Here is a 21,169-nt window from a genome sequence, read left to right as displayed (position 1 = left end):
CAATCGTTATGGAGTTGTTAACTCACGAGGTTTTCAATAAATTCTTCTTCTTTTCCAAGGGAAAGTGCTTGCAAATAGGCAGATCCGACAATCACACCATCCAGGTACGTGAAAGCCTCTTTCTTTTGAGCAGAACTTGAAATTCCAAAACCCAGGAATAAAGGAACTTCACCACAGAGTGATTTTATTTCCGAATATCTCTTTGCATGTGCTGATAAGGAATAGGAAGAGCCGGTAATTTTATTTTGTCCGACGAGGTAAATGAAAGATGACTGACTGACTTGAGCGATCTGCTTAATCCGAGTATCGGAAGTGGTTGGAGTGACCAGATAAATCAAAGGAATTTGATGAGATTCGAAAGTGCTTCGATACTTCGATTGAACCAATTCAAAAGAAAGATCCGGAATGATCAATCCTGAAATTCCAAGGGATTCACATCGCTCCAAAAAGGAATTCAAGCCAAATTGAAGAATGGGATTCAGATAGCCCATCAAAACTAAAGGAATCCGAACCCGATGTTTTATTGCTGATAGCTGCTCAAACAAAAGATCCAGGTTCATTCCGTTTTTCAAGGCAATTGAACTGGTTTCCTGAATTACTGGACCATCAGCCATCGGATCTGAAAAAGGAATTCCGATTTCCAAAAAGTCAATTCCCTGGTCCTGCAGGAAGAGGATTTGTTGTGCTAAACTCTCTTTTTCCGGGTAACCGGCTGTAATAAATAAACTGAGGGATTTCCCGTTTTTTTTGAATGGATTCATAGGTTTTGAAATGCTTTTTGATACGTATTGATGTCTTTGTCGCCTCTTCCGGAAAGATTGATAATGATTCGTTCTTCCGGTGTGAATTTTAATTTTTCAAGCGCCGCAATTGCATGTGCACTTTCAAGTGCGGGAATGATCCCTTCCAATCTGCTGCATTCCAAAGCTGCTTGTAACGCTTCCGAATCACTGATGGCAATTGATTTGGTTCTTCCGGTAGATATTGTATGGGCATGAAGTGGACCGATTCCGGGATAATCCAATCCGGCAGAAATGCTGTGAGGTTCGGTTACCTGGCCAAAAGAATCTTGCATTAACAAGGTGAAGCTTCCATGCAGCACACCGGGAGAACCCAGAACCGATGTTGCAGCGCTTTTTCCCGACTCCAGTCCTTCTCCTGCCGCTTCAACTGCAATCAACTCGACTTCCGGATCAGAATAAAAATGATAAAAAGCTCCGGCAGCATTACTTCCGCCTCCCACACAAGCAATTATTCTTGTCGGTGATGCAAATCCAACTTCCTGTATCTGATTCGCTATTTCTTCCGAAATGATGGATTGAAAGTAGGCAACCATTTCTGGATAGGGATGAGGTCCGACAACAGAACCGATTAGATAATACGAATCGGGAAAATTGATCCAATGTCGGATTGCTTCATTGGTCGCGTCTTTCAATGTTTTACTGCCACAAGTTGCCGAACGGACTTCCGCTCCCAACATTTTCATTCGCTGCACATTCGGAGATTGGCGTTCCATATCCTTTTCGCCCATGTAGACCATGCAGTTTAATCCCATTAATGCACAGACGGTTGCAGTTGCGACACCGTGCTGACCCGCTCCGGTTTCAGCAATGATTTCGGTCTTTCCCATGTGTTTTGCCAGTAAGATCTGACCGATCGTATTGTTGATCTTGTGCGCACCGGTATGGCATAGATCTTCTCGTTTGAAATAGATCTTCGCACCGTATTTTTGGGAGTAGTTTTTAGCGAAATACAAAGGTGTCGGTCTTCCGACATAGTTCTTCAATAAATCCAGGTATTCCGATCTGAAGGATTCCGTGAAACAGTAATTTTTGAAAGAAGTATCCAATTCTTCTACTGCAGGTCGAAGCAATTCAGGGATGTATGCACCACCGAATTCGCCATAGAACCCGAATTCATCCGGATGGATGGCTTTAGCAATTTTCATGATTTCAATTGTTTAATAAATGATTCGATCAATGGAACGTTTTTTTGTTTTGGCGCAATTTCAAATCGACTGTTCAGATCAATCCCAATGAGTTTTGGGTGATCCAGTTTCTTTAATCGCTGTGCATGTTCCGGAGAAATCCCACCACTTAAGATGAAAGGTGTTTTTCCTTTGTATTCGTCCAACAGTTCCCAATTGAACACTTTTCCCGATCCTCCGAATTGAGGACTTTTGGTATCAAACAGGAATGCGTCCACGATTCCTTCGTAATCGGTACATTGCTCGAAATCACTTGGGTTTTGGATACCGAAAGCTTTCCATTTCACGATTCCGGGACCGATTTTTTGAATGTCATCAGGCGATTCTGTTCCATGAAATTGAATCACATCCAATCCTTCCTGCTTGATTTTCTCCTGAATAAACGCTGAAGATGCATTGACAAAAACACCCACTTTCTGTTTGGAAACTGTTGGAGTTTGTGTGACATAACGAGGAGAACCGGGATAAAAGATGAACCCGAAATAATCAACTCCATCCAGGTTGAACAACTCGGGGTAAAATTGCCCCATGCTGCAACCACAAATTTTGATTTTCATGAGGCAGTCATTTTGGAAAGTTCTTCGAATTTGAATTCCCCTTTCAACAAACTTTCACCAATTAATGCTCCGTTGAAACCCAGGTCACCTAATTTCTTCAACTCATCCGGATTAGAAATCCCCGAAGCCGAAACATTCACTGTATTTCTGGGTAAGTAAGAAGCCAATTTGAAGGAATGTTCCAATGTGGTTTCCTGAGTTTTCAGGTTCCGGTTGTTGATCATCAAAATGTCAATTTCATCATTGAGTTTATCCAATTCTTCAAAGGAGTGAATTTCAAAGATTACTTCCAGTCCCAAGCTTTTTGCCACAATGGTCAAGTGATGTGCCTCTTCTTTTTCCAGGATTGAAGCGATCAGTAAAATGGAATCCGCACCTGCTGCTTTGCTTTCGAATAATTGGTATTCATCTACAATGAATTCTTTTCGAAGTAGTGGTAAATTGGTTTTAGGACGAATTTGCTTCAGATCCTCAATTGAACCACCGAAATAGGGGTGATCTGTTAAAACAGATATTCCGGCTGTACCGAAACGCTCATAGATTCCAACCTGAGAAAGAATATTCAGACCGGAATTGATCTCACCGGCACTTGGCGATTTTCGCTTGATTTCCGCGATGATTCCAAAATGAGTTTGAATCCGTTCCTTGAGAGAAAAAACGGATCGGTTAAAGTGCGGACTTTGGATGTAATCCGACAATCCGAACCTTTGCTTTAATTGTTGAATCTCGTGGCGTTTGTTGGCAACGATTTCGTCTAAAATAGTCATCATAAACAGACTTTTTTGAATGTGTAAAAAGATTTTCCGCTTTGAATGTGTTCGTTTGCTTTTTCAAATGCAGAATCGAAGGTTAATTCCGGATCAAAGGTTTGGAGTGCCAAAGCAACATTTCCGGCAAGTACTGTATTCTGACTTTTTGTTCCTTCTCCACGCAAGATGGAAGTGAAAATATGTGCGGATTCCGAGACTGAATTTCCTCCTGAAATCTGTTCTGACCTGATCTGGAATTGATTCGGCGCATCCTGAATGAATTCATCGCTTTTTGCTTTTAAAACCCGGGTTCCTCCGATAAAAGTGAGTTCGTCATACCCGGAAAGCCCATGGAGAACCGTGAAATTTGTCCGTTTTGATTTCAAAATGTGTTGGTATTGCTTTGCAAGTTCCAAAGAATGGGTTCCAGTCAATTGATGCGTAGAATCATGTGGATTCACCAAAGGTCCGAGACTATTGAAAAGTGTTGTGATTCCCAGGGATTTTCGCAAAGGAGCTACCTGCAAAAGTGTAGGATGAAACAAAGGAGCATGAAGGAAACAGATGTTGTTCCGATCCAATTGGTTTTGCAATTCGTGTGAATCAGAGGAGAATTCGTATCCCAAATATTCCAGAACAGTTGAAGAGCCACAGAGTGAACTTACTCCATAGTTTCCGTGCTTGATTACCTTGTAACCCATGGATGCCAGGATGAAAGAAGTCAGGGTGGAAATATTGAAAGTATTTTTTCCATCTCCACCGGTTCCGCAGCAATCAATGCTCTCTTCTACATGAAGATGGACAGGCTTTGCCAATTCAATCAAGGCGTCTTGAAATCCTTCCAGTTCGGAAAGTTGTAATCCACGCAGTTGGATGCTTGTAATGATCCCGACAATCTGTGCTTCTGAAATCTCATTTCTCCCGATCTGGATCATGCACAACCGGGCCTCTTGGCGGCTTAATACTCCGTTATCAATCAATTTTTTCAGGTAATTCATTTGCTTATTTTTAACCAGTTTTGAATCATTTTTCGCCCAAGTGGAGTAAGGATCGATTCCGGATGGAACTGCACTCCGAGAGTGGGATATACTTTGTGTTGGATGGCCATGACAACCGCATCTTGTGTTATAGCGGTAATTTCCAATTCACTTAAGGGAGAAATTTCTGTTTGCCAACTGTGATATCTTCCCACTTCGATTTCTTTTGGGAGATCCTGAAAAATGTCGGAGTGTCCGGTAATTGTAATGCGAGAGGATTTTCCATGGATCGGTTCGGGACAAGGGACGAGAGTATCTCCGAAATGTGCGGCAATTGCCTGATGTCCCAGGCAAACACCTAAAATGGGCTTTCTTCCGTGAAATCGTTGGATTACTTCTAAAAGTTGACCTGCTTCCGAGGGGATTCCCGGACCGGGAGAAAGCAAAATCCCATCAGCGGATTCGAGGAGCTCAAAATCGATTTGATTATTCCGCTGAATAAGAACTTCATGCTCTTCTTCCTTGATATACCGGATGAGGTTAAATACGAAGGAATCAAAGTTGTCAATGACTGCAATTTTCATAGTGAATTTGGTTTGGAGGCACATCGGATCGCTGAGCGAATTGCACCAAGTTTGTTTGTTACTTCTTCCAATTCATTTTCGGGAATGGAATCCAATACGATTCCCGCTCCTGCCTGATAACGAAGCTTGTTGTTGCAACTCAAAACACTTCGGATGATGATCGCCAGGTTCATATTTCCATTCGTGTTTATGAACCCAACAGCTCCACCGTAAAAGCCACGTTCATTTTTTTCATATAAATTGAGTAATTCCAATGCTTTTGGTTTGGGCGTGCCTGAAAGTGTTCCGGCAGGAAAGGTTCCGCTAAACAATGAAAGCGGATTTTCTTCGCTTTGCGCCCTTACTTTGGAAACCAAATGAATCACGTGTGAGAAATATTGCACTTCTTTGAAGGATTCAATTTTTACGGTATGACAGTATTTGCTTAGATCATTTCGAGCCAAATCGACTAACATGGTGTGTTCCGCGTTTTCTTTTTCATCCCGGATTAATTGTTGAACGAGTTGGGCGTCGATAGCTCGATCACCGGTTTTTCGAACAGTTCCTGCAATCGGGTGAATTTCGACGATTCCATTCTTCGATTGAATTTGTGTTTCAGGGGAAGAACCGAATAAACGATAGGATTCCATATCCAAATAAAAAAGATAAGGGGAGGGATTGAGTCTTCTTAGCTGTCTGTAAACCTGGAAATCATCTCCGAAAAATTCTTGCTCAAAGGATCGTGATACCACTAATTGGAATACATCTCCCTGGTAAATGTGTTTTTTTGCTTGTTGAACCAATTTCAGGAAATCCGTTTCGGGCACAAGTGCTTGCTCTGGATTAGATAGTTCAAAAGGTAAATCGGAAGCCTTGTTAAATCGAAGTAACTCCTGAAATTCGGACTCACTTTTTGTCTCGGGCTTGAATGTGTTCGATAGAATGCGTCCCTGGTCGTGAAAATGATCCAGTATGATCAGGAATTCAAAAAGAATGAATCGAGCCAAAGGAAGATCTAATTGGGATTGTGAAGTGACGATGCTCTCTTCAAAATGGGCGAATTCAAAACTGAAATAGCTCAGAAATCCATTGTCTTCGAAATCATTTTGGAAGGAGTAACTAGCGAGTAATCCTTGAATTTGTTGTGTTATTTTCTGTGGATTGTCAATTGGAATTTGATCAATAGAATCCAATTCCTGTATCCGGATCTCTGTTTGAAAAACCTGAATGTCAATCACGGGATTCAATCCGATAAACGATTTGCTCGAAGTCCGGTCACTGTAATCGTTGCTCTCTAATAAGCATGGGGACCGAAAGCGATTTTTGAAAGACAAATAGAGTCCTACCGGAGTAAAGTTGTCAGCGTTGAAAGCGTATTCTTGTGTGTAAATATGCATGAAATGAGATTTTTGGAAATAAAAAAACGGCTTGCCAAAAGTGACAAGCCGTTCAAAAAAATAGATATAATGAATTATGCGAGAGTCACTGTTTCAGTTAACCCACACCACCAAAATTTCATTGTTTGTTGAAAAATCATGTTGCAAATTTACATGCATAAATGACAATTCCAAGAATAATTGTGAAAAAAATATTTTATTCAATCCATTATTGTTTAATAAATAACAGTAGTTTTGTTTCTTAAGATGAAGAATACCGCATTTTGTTTGAATTTTAATTGGTGTCCTGGAGCTCATTGAGTTCGAGGCAAAGGATGTTAATAGTTCTCAATCCCGCTTCGTTTTGGAGTGGGATTTTTGTTTTAATATGAATTAAAAAAAGTAATTTGGTTCTATCATGAGTAGCATCATTCAAAAAGGAGGGAAGAGACCCATTCTAATAGCAGGACCTTGTAGTGCTGAAACGGAAGAACAAGTGATGGAAACAGCACTTCAAATCAAGGAATTTTGTCAAATAGACATCTTGCGGGCGGGGATTTGGAAGCCTCGTACAAGACCGGATTCATTTGAGGGAGTCGGAGAGATCGGATTGGGTTGGTTGGTGAATGCCGGGAAGGAATTAGGAGTTCCCACGACAACAGAAGTTGCCAATGCCAAACATGTGGAACAAGCGTTGAAAGCCGGAGTGGATGTACTTTGGATTGGAGCTCGTACAACCGTAAATCCATTTGCAGTTCAGGAAATTGCCGACTCATTGAAAGGAGTGAAAATTCCGGTTTTGGTCAAGAACCCGGTTAATCCGGATTTGGAACTGTGGATTGGCGCTTTTGAGCGTTTGGAAAAATCGGGAATTACCGAATTGGGAGCAATTCATCGCGGTTTTTCAGTTTACAAACATGCGAAATACAGAAACGTCCCTAACTGGGAAATTCCGATAGCGCTTCACGAACGACTTCCTGATTTGCCCATTATCAACGACCCCAGTCACATTACCGGAAATCGCAATTTATTGTTGGAGGTTTCCCAAAAGGCCATGGATTTGAATTTTGATGGATTAATGATTGAAACACATCGGAATCCGGATGCTGCCTGGTCGGATGCAGCGCAACAACTGACTCCACAGAATCTTGGGATTTTATTGGATTCATTGGTTTTGCGATCTCAGAATTCTGAAAAACTGGATACCGAGCATATTTCCGTGATCCGCGAAAAAATAGGTGATCTGGATGATCGTTTATTTGATATTTTGACCGCACGCATGCAGCTGAGTGAGGATTTGGGAGTTTTCAAAAAAGAAAACAATATAACGATCTTACAGCCCGAACATTGGAAAAAGTTGATTTCCGCCAGGTTGAATAAAGCGGACGAATATAAATTGAGTGATCGTTTTGTACGTCAGGTAATGGACGCGATTCATCAGGAGTCAATTAGACACCAAGTGCGGGTAATGAATAATTCCACAGATAAGGAAGAGCAATGAAACGGGTGATTCGACCAGGTTTGGTTTCAGGTACCATTCAAATTCCTGCATCCAAAAGTGATTCGCAAAGGGCTATTTTGTGTGCTGCTTTGGCTGACGGAACTTCGGTTTTATCCGGAGTTGGAAAGAGCGATGATGAGCAAGCCATGTTGAAAGCGATTGTCGAAATGGGAGCGAAAGTGACACCTATTTCCGATTCCGAAATTGAAATTACCGGAACGACCCATCTTCCTGAAAATTTGGAATTGTCTGCCGGTGAATCGGGCTTGGGTTTGCGCTTGCTGACCTGTGTTGCTTCCAGTTTTGATCGGGAAATCACCTTGACAGGAAGAGGAAGTCTGCTTTCCAGGCCGATGAATTTTTTTGATGAAGTTTTACCCGAATTCGGGTGTGTTGTGTCAACAAATGAAGGTTATTTGCCCATTAAAGTCAAGGGACCGCTTGAAGGAACCGATCTGGAGGTAGATGGTTCTTTGAGTTCCCAATTCATTTCCGGATTGTTAATGGTCTTGCCCCGGAGCAAACGTTCCAGTTCATTGACTGTTAGTGATATGAAATCGGGACCGTATATTCAAATGACGATAAGTACGCTCAAGCAATTCGGAGTTCTGATTGAGAATGAAAAAACTGTTTTTGGAATTGCCGGTAATCAATCCTATCAGGCCGCAGCATACGGAATCGAGTCGGATTGGAGTTCGGCGAGTTATTGGCTGGTTGCGGCAGCGCTAGGTCATCCGATTGCAGTTTCGGGATTGAATATGCGCAGTTTGCAGGCAGATAAAGCCTTGTTGGAGGCACTGATGGTTGCCGGATGTAAAGTCACATTCGGAGGTCAGTTGATCCAGGTGGACGGTTTGGAGATTCGCCCTTTTGAATTCGATGCAACGGATTGCCCGGATCTATTCCCGGCTTTGGTTGTTTTGGCAGCTAAATGCATGGGTGTTTCCAAAATACATGGTGCGAAAAGACTCATTCACAAGGAAAGCAATAGGGGAATTGCCCTCCAAAGTGAGTTTGCCAAAATGGGATTGAGAATTGATCTGGAAGATGATTTCATGCTGATTCACGGATCGGGGAAACTTCAAGGAGCGGAAGTTGATTCGCATCACGATCATCGCATTGCAATGTGCTTGGGAATAGCCGGAACCATAGCAACCGGTGAAACAGTTCTTACCAATGCAGAGTCGGTAGCGAAAAGTTATCCTGATTTTTGGAAAACCTTTGATTCTCAGAATTAACACTTGCCGTTTAGACTGAAAATTAACCATTTATCATTTAATCCATTTATTCAATAGACTAATTTTGAAAATTAAAAGTTAGTTTTTACATTCGTGAGGCTGAAACACTAAAAAACGCCCTACTACAACTTACTACTAAGTTCCATAGAGTATTATTTCATGTTACAGCAATATTTAATATTGCCACATTTACTGTGTTTGACTATACAACTCAAAACGCCGTGAGGTTTTTTGTTTTCTATTATAGAGGTTGGTTAGGTACGGTTGGTGAAGCAATAGTAATTTTTCTTCATAATCAGGTAAAAGCATTCGTCAGCTGACGGATGCTTTTGAATTTTATACCTATCCGAAGAAGCGACTGATCATTCCAAATAAACAGGTTCATTTTTCCCGTAGTCCACCTGATAATCGAATTTGAATTGTTTTGTCTCGCCTTTGTTTGTAGTGAATTTCCAGGTCAGAATTCCTGTTTTCTCCTCCAAAGTTGCACCGACATACGATCCTTGTTTCACCTTGATATCATCATTGATGGAGATCGGGAAGTGGTCTTTCACAATAATCGGAATAGCTGCTCCACCATTATTTCTAACGGTGAAATCCCAGGTAACTTCATATTTGTAGCGGTTTCCAAGTAGACGGGTTTTACTCATTTCCTCGCTGCGTTTTCTGTTGATTACGATCTTCTTGTCTTTTCCTAAAGAGAAACTCAAGGTGTCTTTGGAAGAATTCACATCAATGAAGCTTTTTCCGATATAAGTTCCGTCAAAGTACAAGTTCGATTCACCGTTCAAGAGGTTCAATTTTTCCCATCCGGAAATTTGTGCTACCAAATAAACCGATTCATCTAACTTGGGAACAGCATGATATTCATAATCCGCTTTCATTTGGTAAGTAGCAATTGCCACCCGGTGATCTGCATCATCCGAAGGAACAGAGAACGGTGTTTCGATCTGGAATTCCATGCGTAAATCCTTCTCCACCTGTTCGGCAATCGAAGCATCGTACAATCCGCTAGTTGTCAGATCCTGAGCAATTTCATATTCTGTTTCCTCTCCTTTATAGCTATCTCTTTTTCCTTTCGAACGGGATTTTCTGTCATTGGAATTAACGCCAGGTGTTCGAGATAGGATACTGTTTGTGTTTTCAGAGATAACCACTCCATCTATTACGTAATTTCCATACTCTGCGTCATCCATTGCTTTCAGTTCGTCCATTGCAATTGCCGTCGGATAAAGTTGTGTTTTGATATAAGGAGCAGTGATGTTTACATACTGAGGTTGATATCCCAGATAAGAGATCGTATAACTGCGTTCACCTCTTGGAACTGCAAATGAGAAATGTCCGGTCGCGTCCGTTGTAAAACTAGTTAGTGGATTGTTGTTCATGCTGATCTTTGCAAAAGCCAAAGGTTCACCGGAAGTCGCATCCGTAATTTCACCGTGAATGGTTTCCCCGTCGAAATTGTATTCCGGAACATAGCGTTCGATGAGCTGTTTCCGTGGAGCCGGAGTGTAGTAATTGACATACCATGGATCAATGGTTGGCTCTAAAGTATTGTCGTATGGATCGTTTGTGGAAAGGATCAGTTTTACATTTTTCCAATCGATTCCGGTGCTTTGGGTCACCAACCCTTTTGCTTCCAGTAACACGGGTGCTCCAACACCGTTGCTTCGCATGTCGTAATACGGTTTCCAGGAAGCTTTGTGCGTGATGTAAGTGAAATCGAAATCAATGTTCCCGGATTTGATGACATCCAGTTCCACTTCTACTTCCGTATAATTGATAACCGGAAGACCTTTGCGGGTATTGATTTCCTGCTCGATCGTATTGATCTTGCGCACAACTGCTTCAATCTCCGAATCCAATTGCGATTTGCGGGTATTGATCTCCGACAACTTCGCATGGAAAAAGGTGGAGGCTTCTTTCAATTCTGCAATTTTCATGGCTTGTTGCTGACTGCTCAAGCTGTTGTTTTTCAGCAAAAGCTGCTCGTCCAGCAACAAAACTTTGTACTCATCACGCAAGGCACGTTCCTGTTTTTCCAGGACTTTTTTACGGTCATTCTTTTCAGTCAGTTCCGTTGCTGCGATTGATTTGTCGTCAAAGTTCTTTCTGGTGCGGACACTTAAGATCGTTGCCGATTCGGAGCATTTTAACTGAATCGAACTCGGGTCCAGGAAGTCGGTTAGCTTTTGAAAAACAACGACTTGTTTTCCTGTGCCCAAAGACAATTCTTTGGAATGTTCCACTTGAGCTCCTTCCTTAAAAACCGTCACCTTTTGGATTGAAGCTTCTGCTTTAGTTTCCTTCTGACTCCATCCGAAAACGGGTAGAAGGAGTAGCATAAAGATTATTTTTTTCATCTATGATCTATTTCTTGATTTCTAACTGACAAATGGATTACTCTAAATAAACAGGTTGCGTTTTCCCGTAATCCACCTGGTAATCGAACTTGAATTGTTTTGTTTCACCTTTGTTTGTGGTGAATTTCCAGGTCAGGATTCTGGTTTTTTCATCCAAAGTTGCACCGACATACGTTCCTTGTTTCACCTTGATGTCATCATTGATAGAGATAGGGAAGTGATCTTTTACGATAATCGGAATGGCTGCACCACCGTTGTTTCTGACAGTGAAATCCCAAGTCACTTCATATTTGTAACGATTTCCAAGTAAACGTGTTTTACTCATTTCCTCGCTGCGTTTTCTGTTAATTACGATCTTCTTGTCTTTTCCTAAGGAGAAACTCAAGGTGTCTTTGGAAGAATTCACATCAATGAAGCTTTTCCCGATATAAGTTCCGTCAAAGTACAAGTTGGATTCACCGTTCAAGAGGTTCAATTTTTCCCATCCTGAAATTTGTGCTACCAAATAAACCGATTCATCTAACTTGGGAACTGCATGGTATTCGTAATCTGCTTTCATTTGATAGGTAGCAATTGCCACGCGGTGATCCGCATCATCCGAAGGAACAGAGAATGGTGTTTCGATCTGGAATTCCATGCGCAAGTCTTTTTCTGTTTGAGTTGCGATTGAATTCGAATACCCACCTGTAGAAACGACACCAGGTGTATTGTTTAGAGTTCGCTCTATTTCTTTCTTGCTCACTTTGGCGGTACTTCTGTATGCATCATTTCGAGATTTTCTGGAATATCCCTCACTTACTGTAATCTCTTGCAGGCTTATATTGTCATTCAAATCCTGGTCTTTATATAGTCCATCTCCTGCTGTTACGACACCACCATACGGATTATTCAATGTTTCCATTGCAACGGTTTCCGGGTAAAGTTGTGTCTTGATGTAAGGCGCAGTGATATTCACATACTGGGAATGATATCCCAGATAAGAGATCGTATAGCTGCGCTCACCTCTTGGAACTGCAAATGAGAAATGTCCGACAGCATCCGTCGTGAAACTGTTTAGTGGATTGTTGTTCATGGAAATCTTTGCAAAAGCCAAAGGTTCACCGGAAGTCGCATCTGTAATTTCACCATGAATGGTTTCTCCGTCGAAATTGTATTCCGGAACATAGCGATTGATGATTTGTTTTCGTGGAGCCGGAGTGTAATAATTGACATACCACGGATTAATCGTTGGTTCCAATGTGTTGTCGTAGGGATCGTTTGTTGAAAGAATCAGTTTCACATCTTTCCAATCAATTCCGGTGCTTTGGGTCACCAAGCCTTTTGCTTCCAGTAAAACAGGTGCTCCAACGCCGTTGCTTCGCATGTCGTAATACGGTTTCCAGGAAGCTTTGTGCGTGATGTAAGTGAAATCGAAATTTACCGTTCCCGCTTTTTCCACATCCAATTCCACTTCGACTTCCGTGTAGTTAATCACCGGAAGACCTTTTCGGGTATTGATCTCCTGCTCGATCGTATTGATCTTGCGGACAACTGCTTCAATCTCCGAATCCAATTGCGATTTACGGGTATTGATCTCCGACAACTTTGCATGGAAAAAGGTGGATGCTTCTTTCAATTCTGCAATTTTCATGGCTTGTTGCTGACTGCTTAAACTGTTGTTCTTCAACAAAAGCTGTTCGTCGAGTAGTAAAACTTTGTACTCATCGCGTAAGGCACGTTCTTGTTTTTCCAGAACCTTCTTGCGGTCATTCTTTTCTGTCAACTCGGTTTCGGCAATGGATTTGTCATCGAAGTTCTTTCTGGTCCGGACACTCAAGATGGTTGCTCCTTCAGAACATTTCAACTGAATCGAACTCGGATCCAGGAAGTCGGTCATTTTTTGAAAAACGACGACTTGTTTTCCCGTACCAAGAGATAATTCTTTGGAATGTTCCACTTGGGCTCCTTCCTTAAAAACCGTCACCTTTTGGATGGAGGCTTGCGCCTTGGTTTCTTTCTGACTCCATCCGAAAATGGGTAGAAGGAATAAAATCACTAGTATCTTTTTCATAAATATGCAGTAAAAAAAAACGTACCCAATCAGGTACGTTTAAGTATTCAATTCGTTCAATGGGTGATTAAAGTTTTACTGGTAAAACCAGTTTGCTTAAATCTATTTCAAAAATATCAATGCTACTTTTCTTTTCGTTAACCGTAAGTCCGCTTAAATAAGCTTTTCCCAGTTCCTTGTAGATGACAAAGTGTGTATCGTCATTCACCGAGTTGACAAGTGGTCCGAGGTTTTTTGCTTTTGTCCAACCTGTACCGGTGTTTTCAGAAACAAAGACATCCAATCCACCCATTCCAAGATGACCTTCCGAGCTAAAGAACAAGAAACGTCCATCCGGTGAAATGTAAGGAGTTGTTTCGCGCATTAATGTATTGACACTGTCGCTTAGGATTTTTGCCTCTCCCCATGTTTTTCCGTTACGTTGAACTACGTAGATATCTGTTGAGCGCTTATCACCTTTTCTATCCGAAACGAAATACATGGTGTTTCCGTCGGCGGTTAATGTTGCGGAACCTTCAAAGAAACTGGTATTGATTGATTTATTCGAAATCACTTTCGGAACATTCCATTTTCCTTTTTTAGTGAACTCCACTTCGGAAATATCAGAAGAACCAGTTACTTTTTTTGCATTCGTTGCCGTGTTATTAATGGTAACAATTGCATGTAAACCATCTTTGGAAAGCCATGACATGGATTCAAAACCGGGACCGTTGATTCGCTCAACTTTATTGTTGATACTGTCGAATTTCAACATTTTCGGATCCCAAACTCCGGTATAGACATCTTCAAAATATTCCTGATCATCCGGGTTCATCATTCCTCCGGTTGTATTTGCTCTTCGGGAAGTGAAATAGATGCGTTTTCCATCTGCGGTAAAAATAGGAGCGTAATCGTTGTATCCGGAGTTCACATCACCCATTAAAGACATTCTTAGGTTTGCAGTTCCTGAATTTGCTTTTGCAAACTGAACGGATGCCAATTTAGCTTCCGTATTCAATTCTTTCGCCCGGGCTTTGGGAAGGTGAATCAATGCCTGTTTGAAATAGCTCTCGGAACTATCCAATTCATTCATATTGTGACTTGCCACTCCCAAAATATCATACACTTCCGCATCCACATCGTCCGGTCCTTTTGCAATGGCTTCCAAACCATATTGTTTTGCATATCCGAAGTTTTTCAAACGGTAGTGACAATAAGAAATCCAATAGGAAGCTTTCCATGAGTTCGGATCCTTAATAGCTGCTTCACGAAACACCAATAATGCTTCACGAATTTTATTCTCTGCAACCAACTGTTTTCCTTGATCAATTTTAATCAAAGCCGCAGATTTGTCAATAATTCCGGTGACACTGTCTTTTGATTCAGTATTAAACGCAAATGATTTAGTTGCACAAAGTAGTAGTAACAAAGTTCCAAATAGGATTTTCATATGTAGATGTTGTATAATTCGAAGACAAAGTAATATAAAAAATTCATACTTCGACTACGCTCAGTATCCTTTTTTAAATTCAAAATCCAATCAATAAGAGGCTTCTATCGGCTCAATTCAGTCACCTTGTATTCAGAATTCAATAGTTACTTAGGTGACTGAGCGTAGTCGAAGTCCCGAAGTATTAATTCAAAGTGTTCTCTGAAAATTCATTTTTGGATCTGGTCTTTAGATCCAATAGGTCATGCATTGCAATGGTTGCTGCCACAATCGCCCAGATGGGAGCAAAGGAAGCACAAATCCAAAGTCCGAGGTTCGTCAGAAAAATGGTGATGAATTGCCAAGGGTCTGCTCCAAAACCGGACCAATCAAATAAGGTATTCAAATCGATGAAATTCCAAATGAGAATGGAGTAAACGGATCCGATGGAAAGTGCAATTCCACGGTTTTCACGAGCCAGTTGGGTACTTTCCTGAACATTCATTTGAAGTCGTTCGTGAATGTAATCCATGAAGGAAAAACCGTAGTAATAAAAGCTGATGAAGAATAAGACATGTCGGATGGGACTGATGCTGAAATCCCCCCAGCCGATGCTTCCAATGAGAAAAATAATGGTGAAGAAGAAGACTTCCCACATGATGTTCCGAACCCCGATCTTGAGTCCGCGTTTGATGTCATTCACCAACTGGGTGAAATTGAATCGGTAGCGGTTTCCCGTTAAAATGAACTCCACTTTTTGGGAGATTTTCGAAAACAAAGGAGCTAGAAGAATCACTACCAGGTATTTTGCAAAGCGCATCAAGGTGGTGGCGACCAATATTTCAAACATCAATTTGATCAGGTACCAGATAATGCCATTCATACTGGTGACCGTAGCTTTTGGCTCGTGCAGATGAATCATGAATCCGATCTTGTAAATTCCCAACATCAGGATGGCCGGAACAACAATATAGAAATACAGTTTGTAATCAATGATTAAGCGAAATGCCTTGACGTAAGCTTTGTAACCGATAAAGAGGTTCTTGAGAAATCGCATGTTTCAAAATTACGAATTCCTAATTACGAATTCCGAATTATTGGATCTGAGTTAATCAACAATTGCTGATTTCAATCAAAAACAAATTCTTTTCTCGAATATGTGTAATGACTTCAGTGATTAAAATGAAATAACTGTGGTTGCCATTTTATAGAGCATTACGAATTCGTAATTCGGCATTCGTAATTCGCAATTAACACTTATCTTTGCACCTTCCAAAAAAATGAAACTATGAGTAATTCAATGTCTCTCACATCGTTAACAGCAATTAGTCCGGTTGATGGACGTTACCGCTCAAAAGTTAGCGAATTGGCGCCTTATTTTTCCGAATTCGGATTGATCAAATACAGGGTTCATGTGGAAGTTGAATACTTCATTGCTTTGGTTGAGGCAGGAATTGGTCCTTTGAAGGAAGTTTCTTCTTCCATTTTCCCAAAATTGAGAGAGATCGTTACTGCTTTTTCTGAAGCGGATGCTTTGGCAATCAAGGATATCGAGAAAACGACCAACCACGACGTGAAAGCGGTTGAGTATTTCTTGAAAGACAAGATGCAAAATTTGGGATTGGAGAACTATTTGGAATTCATTCATTTCGGTTTGACATCTCAGGATATCAATAACACTTCTATTCCGCTTAGCTTAAAAGAAGCAGTGAGCGAAGTCTATATTCCTTCATTGAATGAGTTAATTGACGTATTGAAAAGATATACAAAAGATTGGTCCGGGATTGCTTTATTGGCAAGAACGCACGGTCAACCGGCTTCTCCAACCATCTTGGGGAAAGAAGTGGGTGTTTTCGTATACCGTTTGGAAACGCAGTTGGAGATTTTGAAAACGATTCCTTATGCGGCTAAATTTGGTGGAGCTACGGGGAATTTCAACGCGCATCAAGTGGCATTTCCGGATACGGATTGGGTAGCATTTTCAAATAAATTTGTGAACGGGCAATTGGGATTGACAAGAAGTCAATTGACCACTCAAATTGAGAATTACGACCAATTGGCTAATTTGTTTGATTGCCTGAAAAGGATCAATACCATCATTTTGGATTTGGATCGGGATATGTGGACGTATATTTCAATGGAATACTTCAAACAGAAATTGAAAGAAGGGGAGGTTGGTTCTTCAGCAATGCCACACAAAGTGAACCCAATTGATTTTGAAAATTCAGAAGGAAATATCGGAATTGCAAATGCATTGTATGAACACCTTGCTGCAAAATTACCTGTTTCAAGATTGCAGCGTGATTTGACCGATTCAACCGTTTTGAGAGCAATTGGAATGCCTTTGGCTCACTCCTTGATTTCATTTAAAGCAACTATTGCCGGATTAAATAAGCTATTGTTGAATGAAAAAGCAATTCAGCAAGATCTGGAAGACAATTGGGCAGTTGTAGCGGAAGCAATTCAAACCATCCTAAGAAGTATCGGTTTCCCTAAACCGTATGAAGCATTGAAAGGATTGACGCGTAAGAATGAGAAAGTAACCCAGCAAACCGTTCATGATTTTATTGATACGCTTGCAGTCGATGATTCGATGAAAGAAAGACTGAAAAAAATTACTCCTTCAAATTATACCGGAGTTAAATTAGTGTAGAATCTTTTAGTATATTACAGAAAAAAAGCCTTGCGATTTATTCAACTTACTTTTTTTCTATTACTAAGTAATTTCTTATACGGGCAATTACCCCCACAAATTGATTGGGGTCCGGATAATCTTTCCAGACAGAATACCCTTGCTATTTTGCCAAAGGATAGTAGTGTGTTTTTCACATTTCATTATGGGAATGCTTCCCTGATGCCATCTGCAAAAGTTTCCCGGTTCGAGAATGGAAAGGAAATTCTTTCTAAACGCATTGAGCCGAGGATAGGAGAGAAAATGGTAACATTGGAAGATGTCTTCATGTTTTCGAATCGCCTGTTTGGTCTTTTCTCGGATAAAGTCGGAGCTTCGGTCACTTTGTACATGCAAGAGTACGACGATGATGTGGATCCTGTTTTCGAACCATTGATCGTGGCATCTTATGTCATTCCGAAAGGATGGAGCAGAAATGTGCTGGTAACGACAAAAGTTTCTCCTAAAAGCAATTTTTTGGTTGTTGATTACCTCATTCCTGCAAAGAAGGAAACATATGACCGGTTCGGATACAATATCCTGAATGAGAAAATGGTTTCTGTTCGGGAAGGGGAGTATGAAATCCCCTATGATTCCAAACTTTCTGCGGTTGAGGCGCGACATGTGACCGACGACGGTGATTACTTTTTAGGAGTGTCCGTTTTTTCCAAAGCATATTACAGTATTTGGAAAGACTTCGGGTTGGTTGATAAATCTGTATTGATCCACATGAGTGCCCAGGATTCGATGAGAATGTACGAACTGGATATCGAGCAGCGAAAAGTATATAACTTCTCCATTGATTCGAATGATTCCACGGCGGTAATCACCGGGACCTGGGGAGATGAAGATTCCAAAGGGGCCAAAGGCATTTTTTATTCCACCTTCTCATTGGTATTGAATAAAATTGAATTACCCAAATTTTTAGAGTTCCCGAAAGAGATTCTGGAACAGGAAAACCCCCAATCGGATGATATCTACAGTTATCAGAATATCAATGGTGAATTGCTCAATTATGCCTTCCGTGATATTCTTTTACTCCCCGACGGATCGATTAATGTATTGGCTGAGCAATATTATATCTATGAAGTGAATTCCACTGATTCCAGAGGAATGAGTCAGGTGACGAATTATTATAATTACAATGATTGTATCGTTTATTCCATTTCGAGGGCAGGAGAACTCAATTGGTTTCGGAAAATTCCAAAGAAACAGGAATCAGTAAACGACTTCGGGCAATATTCTTCTTTGATCAGTTATTTCAGTAATGGAAATTTGGTATTGTTTTTCAACGACAATATTCAAAATTATGATCCGATCGGAACTTATCTGGGTACACGGATTCCCTTTTCAAATTCGTTGAGATACAAGGAGTATTGTCTGGCAAAAGCTACCGTAAATCTGGAAAGCGGAGAAACGAATCGTGCGATGTTCTCATCCTATGATGCCATTGAGGCATTTGTCTGTCTGAAGCTTTCTTGTGTAAATTACAAATCACATCAGGTGATCTTTGCAGCATCTAACAAGCGCGATAAATACGGTTTTCTGGCTTTTGAATAGATTGGATTACTGCTTGCTCCGTTTGAAAATTCGAAGGATTCTTAAAACAACAAACATTCCGAATCCGACAAGTGCAAAATATCCGATGAAATCACCCAAAATCTGATAAAGAGTCTGTTTGGAGTTCAATTGGATCGTATAGTTGAATTCGGTTTTCACCCACCATTTTGTTTCCATCAGGATGTCCCCGCGATTTGAAATGATTCCGGATTTTCCGGTATTTGCAGATCGAACGACGTATTTGTTGTTCTCAATTGCTCTCAATCGGGCGAATTGGAAATGTTGTTTGTAGCCGGGAGTATCTCTCCACCAGCCATCGTTGGTAATGATTGCAATGAATTGTGATCCTTTTTTTGTCTGTTTTGCCAGAAAGCCGCCATAAATGGATTCGTAACAAACCGCCGGGGAAAATTTCACGCGGTTCTTCTCAAAAATTTTGGGTTCAGGTTCAATTCCGAGCGTTCCGGAACCACCTTCCATATCGAGTGCCAGTTCTTCTAAGAATGGGAACATGTTTACAAATGGGATCTTCTCTACGCCCAGTACCAATTTTGATTTATGGATGATCTTAGGGTAAGGGGTGTTGTCAAATAAAATGGAAGAATTGTAATCTTCCACAAATGAATTGAGTGGTTGGTAAAACTTACTGGCAGATGAGTTCTTGTGATCAAATAATTGATAGGTCGATGCACCAATGAGTAAACCTGCATTAGCCCATCGCGCCCGATGTTCATTGATCAGATGAAAGAACGTTTCTTTGCGCAGGCCATCTTCGTAAATTTTGGAAGTGGGATAAAGTGCCGTTTCCGGAGCTACTACAAGTTGTGTTTCCTTGCAAATGGCTTTATCTGCCTGATCCAGTAACAATTGCAATTGAGCTTCATTACCCAAGACAAATTTTTCTCCATAAGGATCCAGGTTTGGTTGAAGTACGGCTACATTGTAAGGAATTCCTTTGGTGTCCTTTGCAGCGTATAAAATCAACGAAAAAACGATTGGCAGCGCAAGAATGATTCCTGCCAAGACGGAATAACTGCTCTTAAACCATTTCTTAGGTTGAATTAACATTTTGAAGAATAGTAAATTGAGAATCAGGATCCAAAGCGACCCTCCCAAAACTCCGGTCATCGAATACCACTGAACCCAAATAGGTTTTGAGGCGAATACATTTCCTAATGTTAACCAAGGCCACGACAATTCCCAATGGAAATGCAAAAATTCAAAACTTAACCAAACACAGATAAGGATGGGACCATTCCATTTTGATCCCAATTTCCGTTTCAACAGATGATAGAACAGAAAGGCAAGAGCCATCAATAAGCTGTTTGCAAAGAAAGCCATGTATGCACCTTCCGGACTAGCATAATAGATCCACCAGGTAGTGCCCACATTGTAAATGAAAAAAACCAGATATGCTTGAAAAAAGAGGCTAAACGCCTTGCGCTGAGTATGAAAATAGGACTCTACCAAAAGCAATGGAACCCAGGCAATGAAAGTTAATGGGGTCAAACCTCCTGTTTCGGGGAACGAAATAGTTAAAAGAATCCCGGATAAGATACTTAATAACCAACGATTTAGTCTTTTTTGAATGATTTTTTCTATCATAGTACGAAATTACGATTTGTTTGTTGAAGGTAATTTTATTTCGACGAATCCCTTGAAAACACAGATGAATATCGATTTAGCAATGTGAATTATCACACATAAATTTGAAAATAAACTGTTAAAAAATAGGTTTTATTTGAAAAAAAGACAACCGTCAAAGGTTTTTTTCGTCACATTTGTCAAGAACTAAAATACTCATTTAATGAAAAAGAATTTCATTAACTGTTTGTACATTACTACTACGCTCTCTCTCTTTTCTGCGTTTACTAGTTATGGACAACAACTTGAAAGACAGAATGATGATGTTTATGTAAATAAGCAGATAACGGGAATCGGATCTCCAACGATTATCTATCATCTATTACCTAATTATATAGTGTCGAGTGCTCAGGACATTAAAACCTATCTCGGAAGAATTCATGGAATCGATCGTGTCGAAGTGACCAATGAAGCGATCACCGTTCATTTTGAAGAGATTATCAATGGACAGGAAATCAATATGATTTTCGATCGTGTCGAGATGCTCTACATCCAAGTTCCTACAAAAAGTAAAATCAGGTAATC

At 40.7% G+C, this 21,169-nt stretch carries 17 protein-coding genes; 5 read left to right on the top strand and 12 right to left on the bottom strand.

Translation table 11 applies throughout. The features are described 5' to 3' along the window. Nucleotides 1–17 precede the first annotated feature (17 nt). Genes trpA through AAG807_RS06065 form a run of 7 tightly spaced genes read right to left on the bottom strand, consistent with a single transcriptional unit; the run spans nucleotide 18 to nucleotide 6,230 of the window. Nucleotides 18–761, bottom strand: coding sequence for a tryptophan synthase subunit alpha (trpA, locus tag AAG807_RS06095; protein ID WP_341901621.1), 744 nt, complete (start codon nucleotides 759–761; stop codon nucleotides 18–20). Further along, nucleotides 758–1,948: a tryptophan synthase subunit beta gene (gene trpB, locus AAG807_RS06090; protein ID WP_341901619.1), complete on the bottom strand. Its 1,191-nt coding sequence runs from the start codon at nucleotides 1,946–1,948 to the stop codon at nucleotides 758–760. Before trpB ends, trpA begins: the two co-directional genes overlap by 4 nt. Then, on the bottom strand, nucleotides 1,945–2,544 hold the full coding sequence (locus tag AAG807_RS06085; protein ID WP_341901617.1) for a phosphoribosylanthranilate isomerase: 600 nt from the start codon (nucleotides 2,542–2,544) through the stop codon (nucleotides 1,945–1,947). Before AAG807_RS06085 ends, trpB begins: the two co-directional genes overlap by 4 nt. Next, nucleotides 2,541–3,314, bottom strand: coding sequence for an indole-3-glycerol phosphate synthase TrpC (locus tag AAG807_RS06080; protein WP_341901615.1), 774 nt, complete (start codon nucleotides 3,312–3,314; stop codon nucleotides 2,541–2,543). Before AAG807_RS06080 ends, AAG807_RS06085 begins: the two co-directional genes overlap by 4 nt. Next, on the bottom strand, nucleotides 3,311–4,291 hold the full coding sequence (trpD, locus tag AAG807_RS06075; protein ID WP_341901613.1) for an anthranilate phosphoribosyltransferase: 981 nt from the start codon (nucleotides 4,289–4,291) through the stop codon (nucleotides 3,311–3,313). The genes AAG807_RS06080 and trpD overlap by 4 nt, the downstream gene beginning before the upstream one ends. Next, a complete protein-coding gene (locus tag AAG807_RS06070) occupies nucleotides 4,288–4,854 on the bottom strand; it encodes an aminodeoxychorismate/anthranilate synthase component II (protein WP_341901611.1) in 567 nt (188 codons plus the stop codon). Before AAG807_RS06070 ends, trpD begins: the two co-directional genes overlap by 4 nt. After that, nucleotides 4,851–6,230, bottom strand: coding sequence for an anthranilate synthase component I family protein (locus tag AAG807_RS06065; RefSeq protein ID WP_341901609.1), 1,380 nt, complete (start codon nucleotides 6,228–6,230; stop codon nucleotides 4,851–4,853). The genes AAG807_RS06070 and AAG807_RS06065 overlap by 4 nt, the downstream gene beginning before the upstream one ends. A 397-nt stretch (nucleotides 6,231–6,627) precedes the next feature. Between AAG807_RS06065 and AAG807_RS06060 the strand changes: the two genes are divergently transcribed. Both AAG807_RS06060 and aroA read left to right on the top strand, forming a co-directional pair. After that, a complete protein-coding gene (locus AAG807_RS06060; RefSeq protein ID WP_341901607.1) occupies nucleotides 6,628–7,710 on the top strand; it encodes a chorismate mutase in 1,083 nt (360 codons plus the stop codon). Further along, nucleotides 7,707–8,948, top strand: coding sequence for a 3-phosphoshikimate 1-carboxyvinyltransferase (gene aroA, locus AAG807_RS06055; RefSeq protein ID WP_341901606.1), 1,242 nt, complete (start codon nucleotides 7,707–7,709; stop codon nucleotides 8,946–8,948). Before AAG807_RS06060 ends, aroA begins: the two co-directional genes overlap by 4 nt. A gap of 362 nt (nucleotides 8,949–9,310) precedes the next feature. Here the strand turns inward: aroA and AAG807_RS06050 are convergent, their stop codons facing one another. The 4 genes from AAG807_RS06050 to AAG807_RS06035 all read right to left on the bottom strand — a co-directional run bounded on the left by AAG807_RS06050 (nucleotide 9,311) and on the right by AAG807_RS06035 (nucleotide 15,826). Then, entirely contained in the window at nucleotides 9,311–11,311 is a 2,001-nt protein-coding gene (locus AAG807_RS06050) for a mucoidy inhibitor MuiA family protein (protein WP_341901604.1), read from the bottom strand. A gap of 37 nt (nucleotides 11,312–11,348) precedes the next feature. Next, nucleotides 11,349–13,361, bottom strand: a complete 2,013-nt coding sequence (locus AAG807_RS06045) for a mucoidy inhibitor MuiA family protein (RefSeq protein ID WP_341901603.1) — start codon at nucleotides 13,359–13,361, stop codon at nucleotides 11,349–11,351. A 67-nt stretch (nucleotides 13,362–13,428) separates the two neighbouring features. Then, nucleotides 13,429–14,790, bottom strand: coding sequence for a hypothetical protein (locus AAG807_RS06040; RefSeq protein WP_341901601.1), 1,362 nt, complete (start codon nucleotides 14,788–14,790; stop codon nucleotides 13,429–13,431). A gap of 184 nt (nucleotides 14,791–14,974) precedes the next feature. After that, the gene (locus AAG807_RS06035; RefSeq protein WP_341901599.1) at nucleotides 14,975–15,826 is read right to left on the bottom strand and encodes an EI24 domain-containing protein; all 852 of its coding nucleotides are present in this window, start codon (nucleotides 15,824–15,826) and stop codon (nucleotides 14,975–14,977) included. Nucleotides 15,827–16,069: 243 nt separating this feature from the next. Between AAG807_RS06035 and purB the strand changes: the two genes are divergently transcribed. Continuing rightward, nucleotides 16,070–17,422, top strand: coding sequence for an adenylosuccinate lyase (gene purB / locus AAG807_RS06030; protein ID WP_341901999.1), 1,353 nt, complete (start codon nucleotides 16,070–16,072; stop codon nucleotides 17,420–17,422). Between the two features lie 165 nt (nucleotides 17,423–17,587). After that, nucleotides 17,588–19,000, top strand: coding sequence for a hypothetical protein (locus tag AAG807_RS06025; RefSeq protein ID WP_341901598.1), 1,413 nt, complete (start codon nucleotides 17,588–17,590; stop codon nucleotides 18,998–19,000). Nucleotides 19,001–19,006: 6 nt separating this feature from the next. Here the strand turns inward: AAG807_RS06025 and lnt are convergent, their stop codons facing one another. Then, nucleotides 19,007–20,605 carry an apolipoprotein N-acyltransferase gene (gene lnt / locus AAG807_RS06020; RefSeq protein WP_341901596.1) on the bottom strand — a complete coding sequence of 533 codons (1,599 nt, stop codon included), beginning with the start codon at nucleotides 20,603–20,605 and terminating at the stop codon, nucleotides 19,007–19,009. Nucleotides 20,606–20,807: 202 nt separating this feature from the next. Here lnt and AAG807_RS06015 point away from each other — a divergent pair, with 202 nt between their 5' ends. Continuing rightward, entirely contained in the window at nucleotides 20,808–21,167 is a 360-nt protein-coding gene (locus tag AAG807_RS06015; RefSeq protein WP_341901594.1) for a hypothetical protein, read from the top strand. The last annotated feature ends 2 nt before the right edge of the window (nucleotides 21,168–21,169 follow it).

Origin of the sequence: Fluviicola taffensis DSM 16823, assembly GCF_943372375.1 — a bacterium.
Lineage (GTDB): Bacteria > Bacteroidota > Bacteroidia > Flavobacteriales_D > Crocinitomicaceae > Fluviicola > Fluviicola taffensis_A.
The sequence above is the reverse complement of the archived record's forward strand: the minus strand, read 5'-3'. Positions and strand labels throughout refer to the sequence as shown.

What these genes read in the sequence shown, in the direction of transcription:
- trpA (WP_341901621.1), bottom strand. Translation starts at nt 761, where the DNA reads ATGAATCCATTCAAAAAAAACGGGAAATCCCTCAGTTTATTTATTACA.
- trpB (WP_341901619.1), bottom strand. Translation starts at nt 1,948, where the DNA reads ATGAAAATTGCTAAAGCCATCCATCCGGATGAATTCGGGTTCTATGGC.
- AAG807_RS06085 (WP_341901617.1), bottom strand. Translation starts at nt 2,544, where the DNA reads ATGAAAATCAAAATTTGTGGTTGCAGCATGGGGCAATTTTACCCCGAG.
- AAG807_RS06080 (WP_341901615.1), bottom strand. Translation starts at nt 3,314, where the DNA reads ATGATGACTATTTTAGACGAAATCGTTGCCAACAAACGCCACGAGATT.
- trpD (WP_341901613.1), bottom strand. Translation starts at nt 4,291, where the DNA reads ATGAATTACCTGAAAAAATTGATTGATAACGGAGTATTAAGCCGCCAA.
- AAG807_RS06070 (WP_341901611.1), bottom strand. Translation starts at nt 4,854, where the DNA reads ATGAAAATTGCAGTCATTGACAACTTTGATTCCTTCGTATTTAACCTC.
- AAG807_RS06065 (WP_341901609.1), bottom strand. Translation starts at nt 6,230, where the DNA reads ATGCATATTTACACACAAGAATACGCTTTCAACGCTGACAACTTTACT.
- AAG807_RS06060 (WP_341901607.1), top strand. Translation starts at nt 6,628, where the DNA reads ATGAGTAGCATCATTCAAAAAGGAGGGAAGAGACCCATTCTAATAGCA.
- aroA (WP_341901606.1), top strand. Translation starts at nt 7,707, where the DNA reads ATGAAACGGGTGATTCGACCAGGTTTGGTTTCAGGTACCATTCAAATT.
- AAG807_RS06050 (WP_341901604.1), bottom strand. Translation starts at nt 11,311, where the DNA reads ATGAAAAAAATAATCTTTATGCTACTCCTTCTACCCGTTTTCGGATGG.
- AAG807_RS06045 (WP_341901603.1), bottom strand. Translation starts at nt 13,361, where the DNA reads ATGAAAAAGATACTAGTGATTTTATTCCTTCTACCCATTTTCGGATGG.
- AAG807_RS06040 (WP_341901601.1), bottom strand. Translation starts at nt 14,790, where the DNA reads ATGAAAATCCTATTTGGAACTTTGTTACTACTACTTTGTGCAACTAAA.
- AAG807_RS06035 (WP_341901599.1), bottom strand. Translation starts at nt 15,826, where the DNA reads ATGCGATTTCTCAAGAACCTCTTTATCGGTTACAAAGCTTACGTCAAG.
- purB (WP_341901999.1), top strand. Translation starts at nt 16,070, where the DNA reads ATGTCTCTCACATCGTTAACAGCAATTAGTCCGGTTGATGGACGTTAC.
- lnt (WP_341901596.1), bottom strand. Translation starts at nt 20,605, where the DNA reads ATGATAGAAAAAATCATTCAAAAAAGACTAAATCGTTGGTTATTAAGT.
- AAG807_RS06015 (WP_341901594.1), top strand. Translation starts at nt 20,808, where the DNA reads ATGAAAAAGAATTTCATTAACTGTTTGTACATTACTACTACGCTCTCT.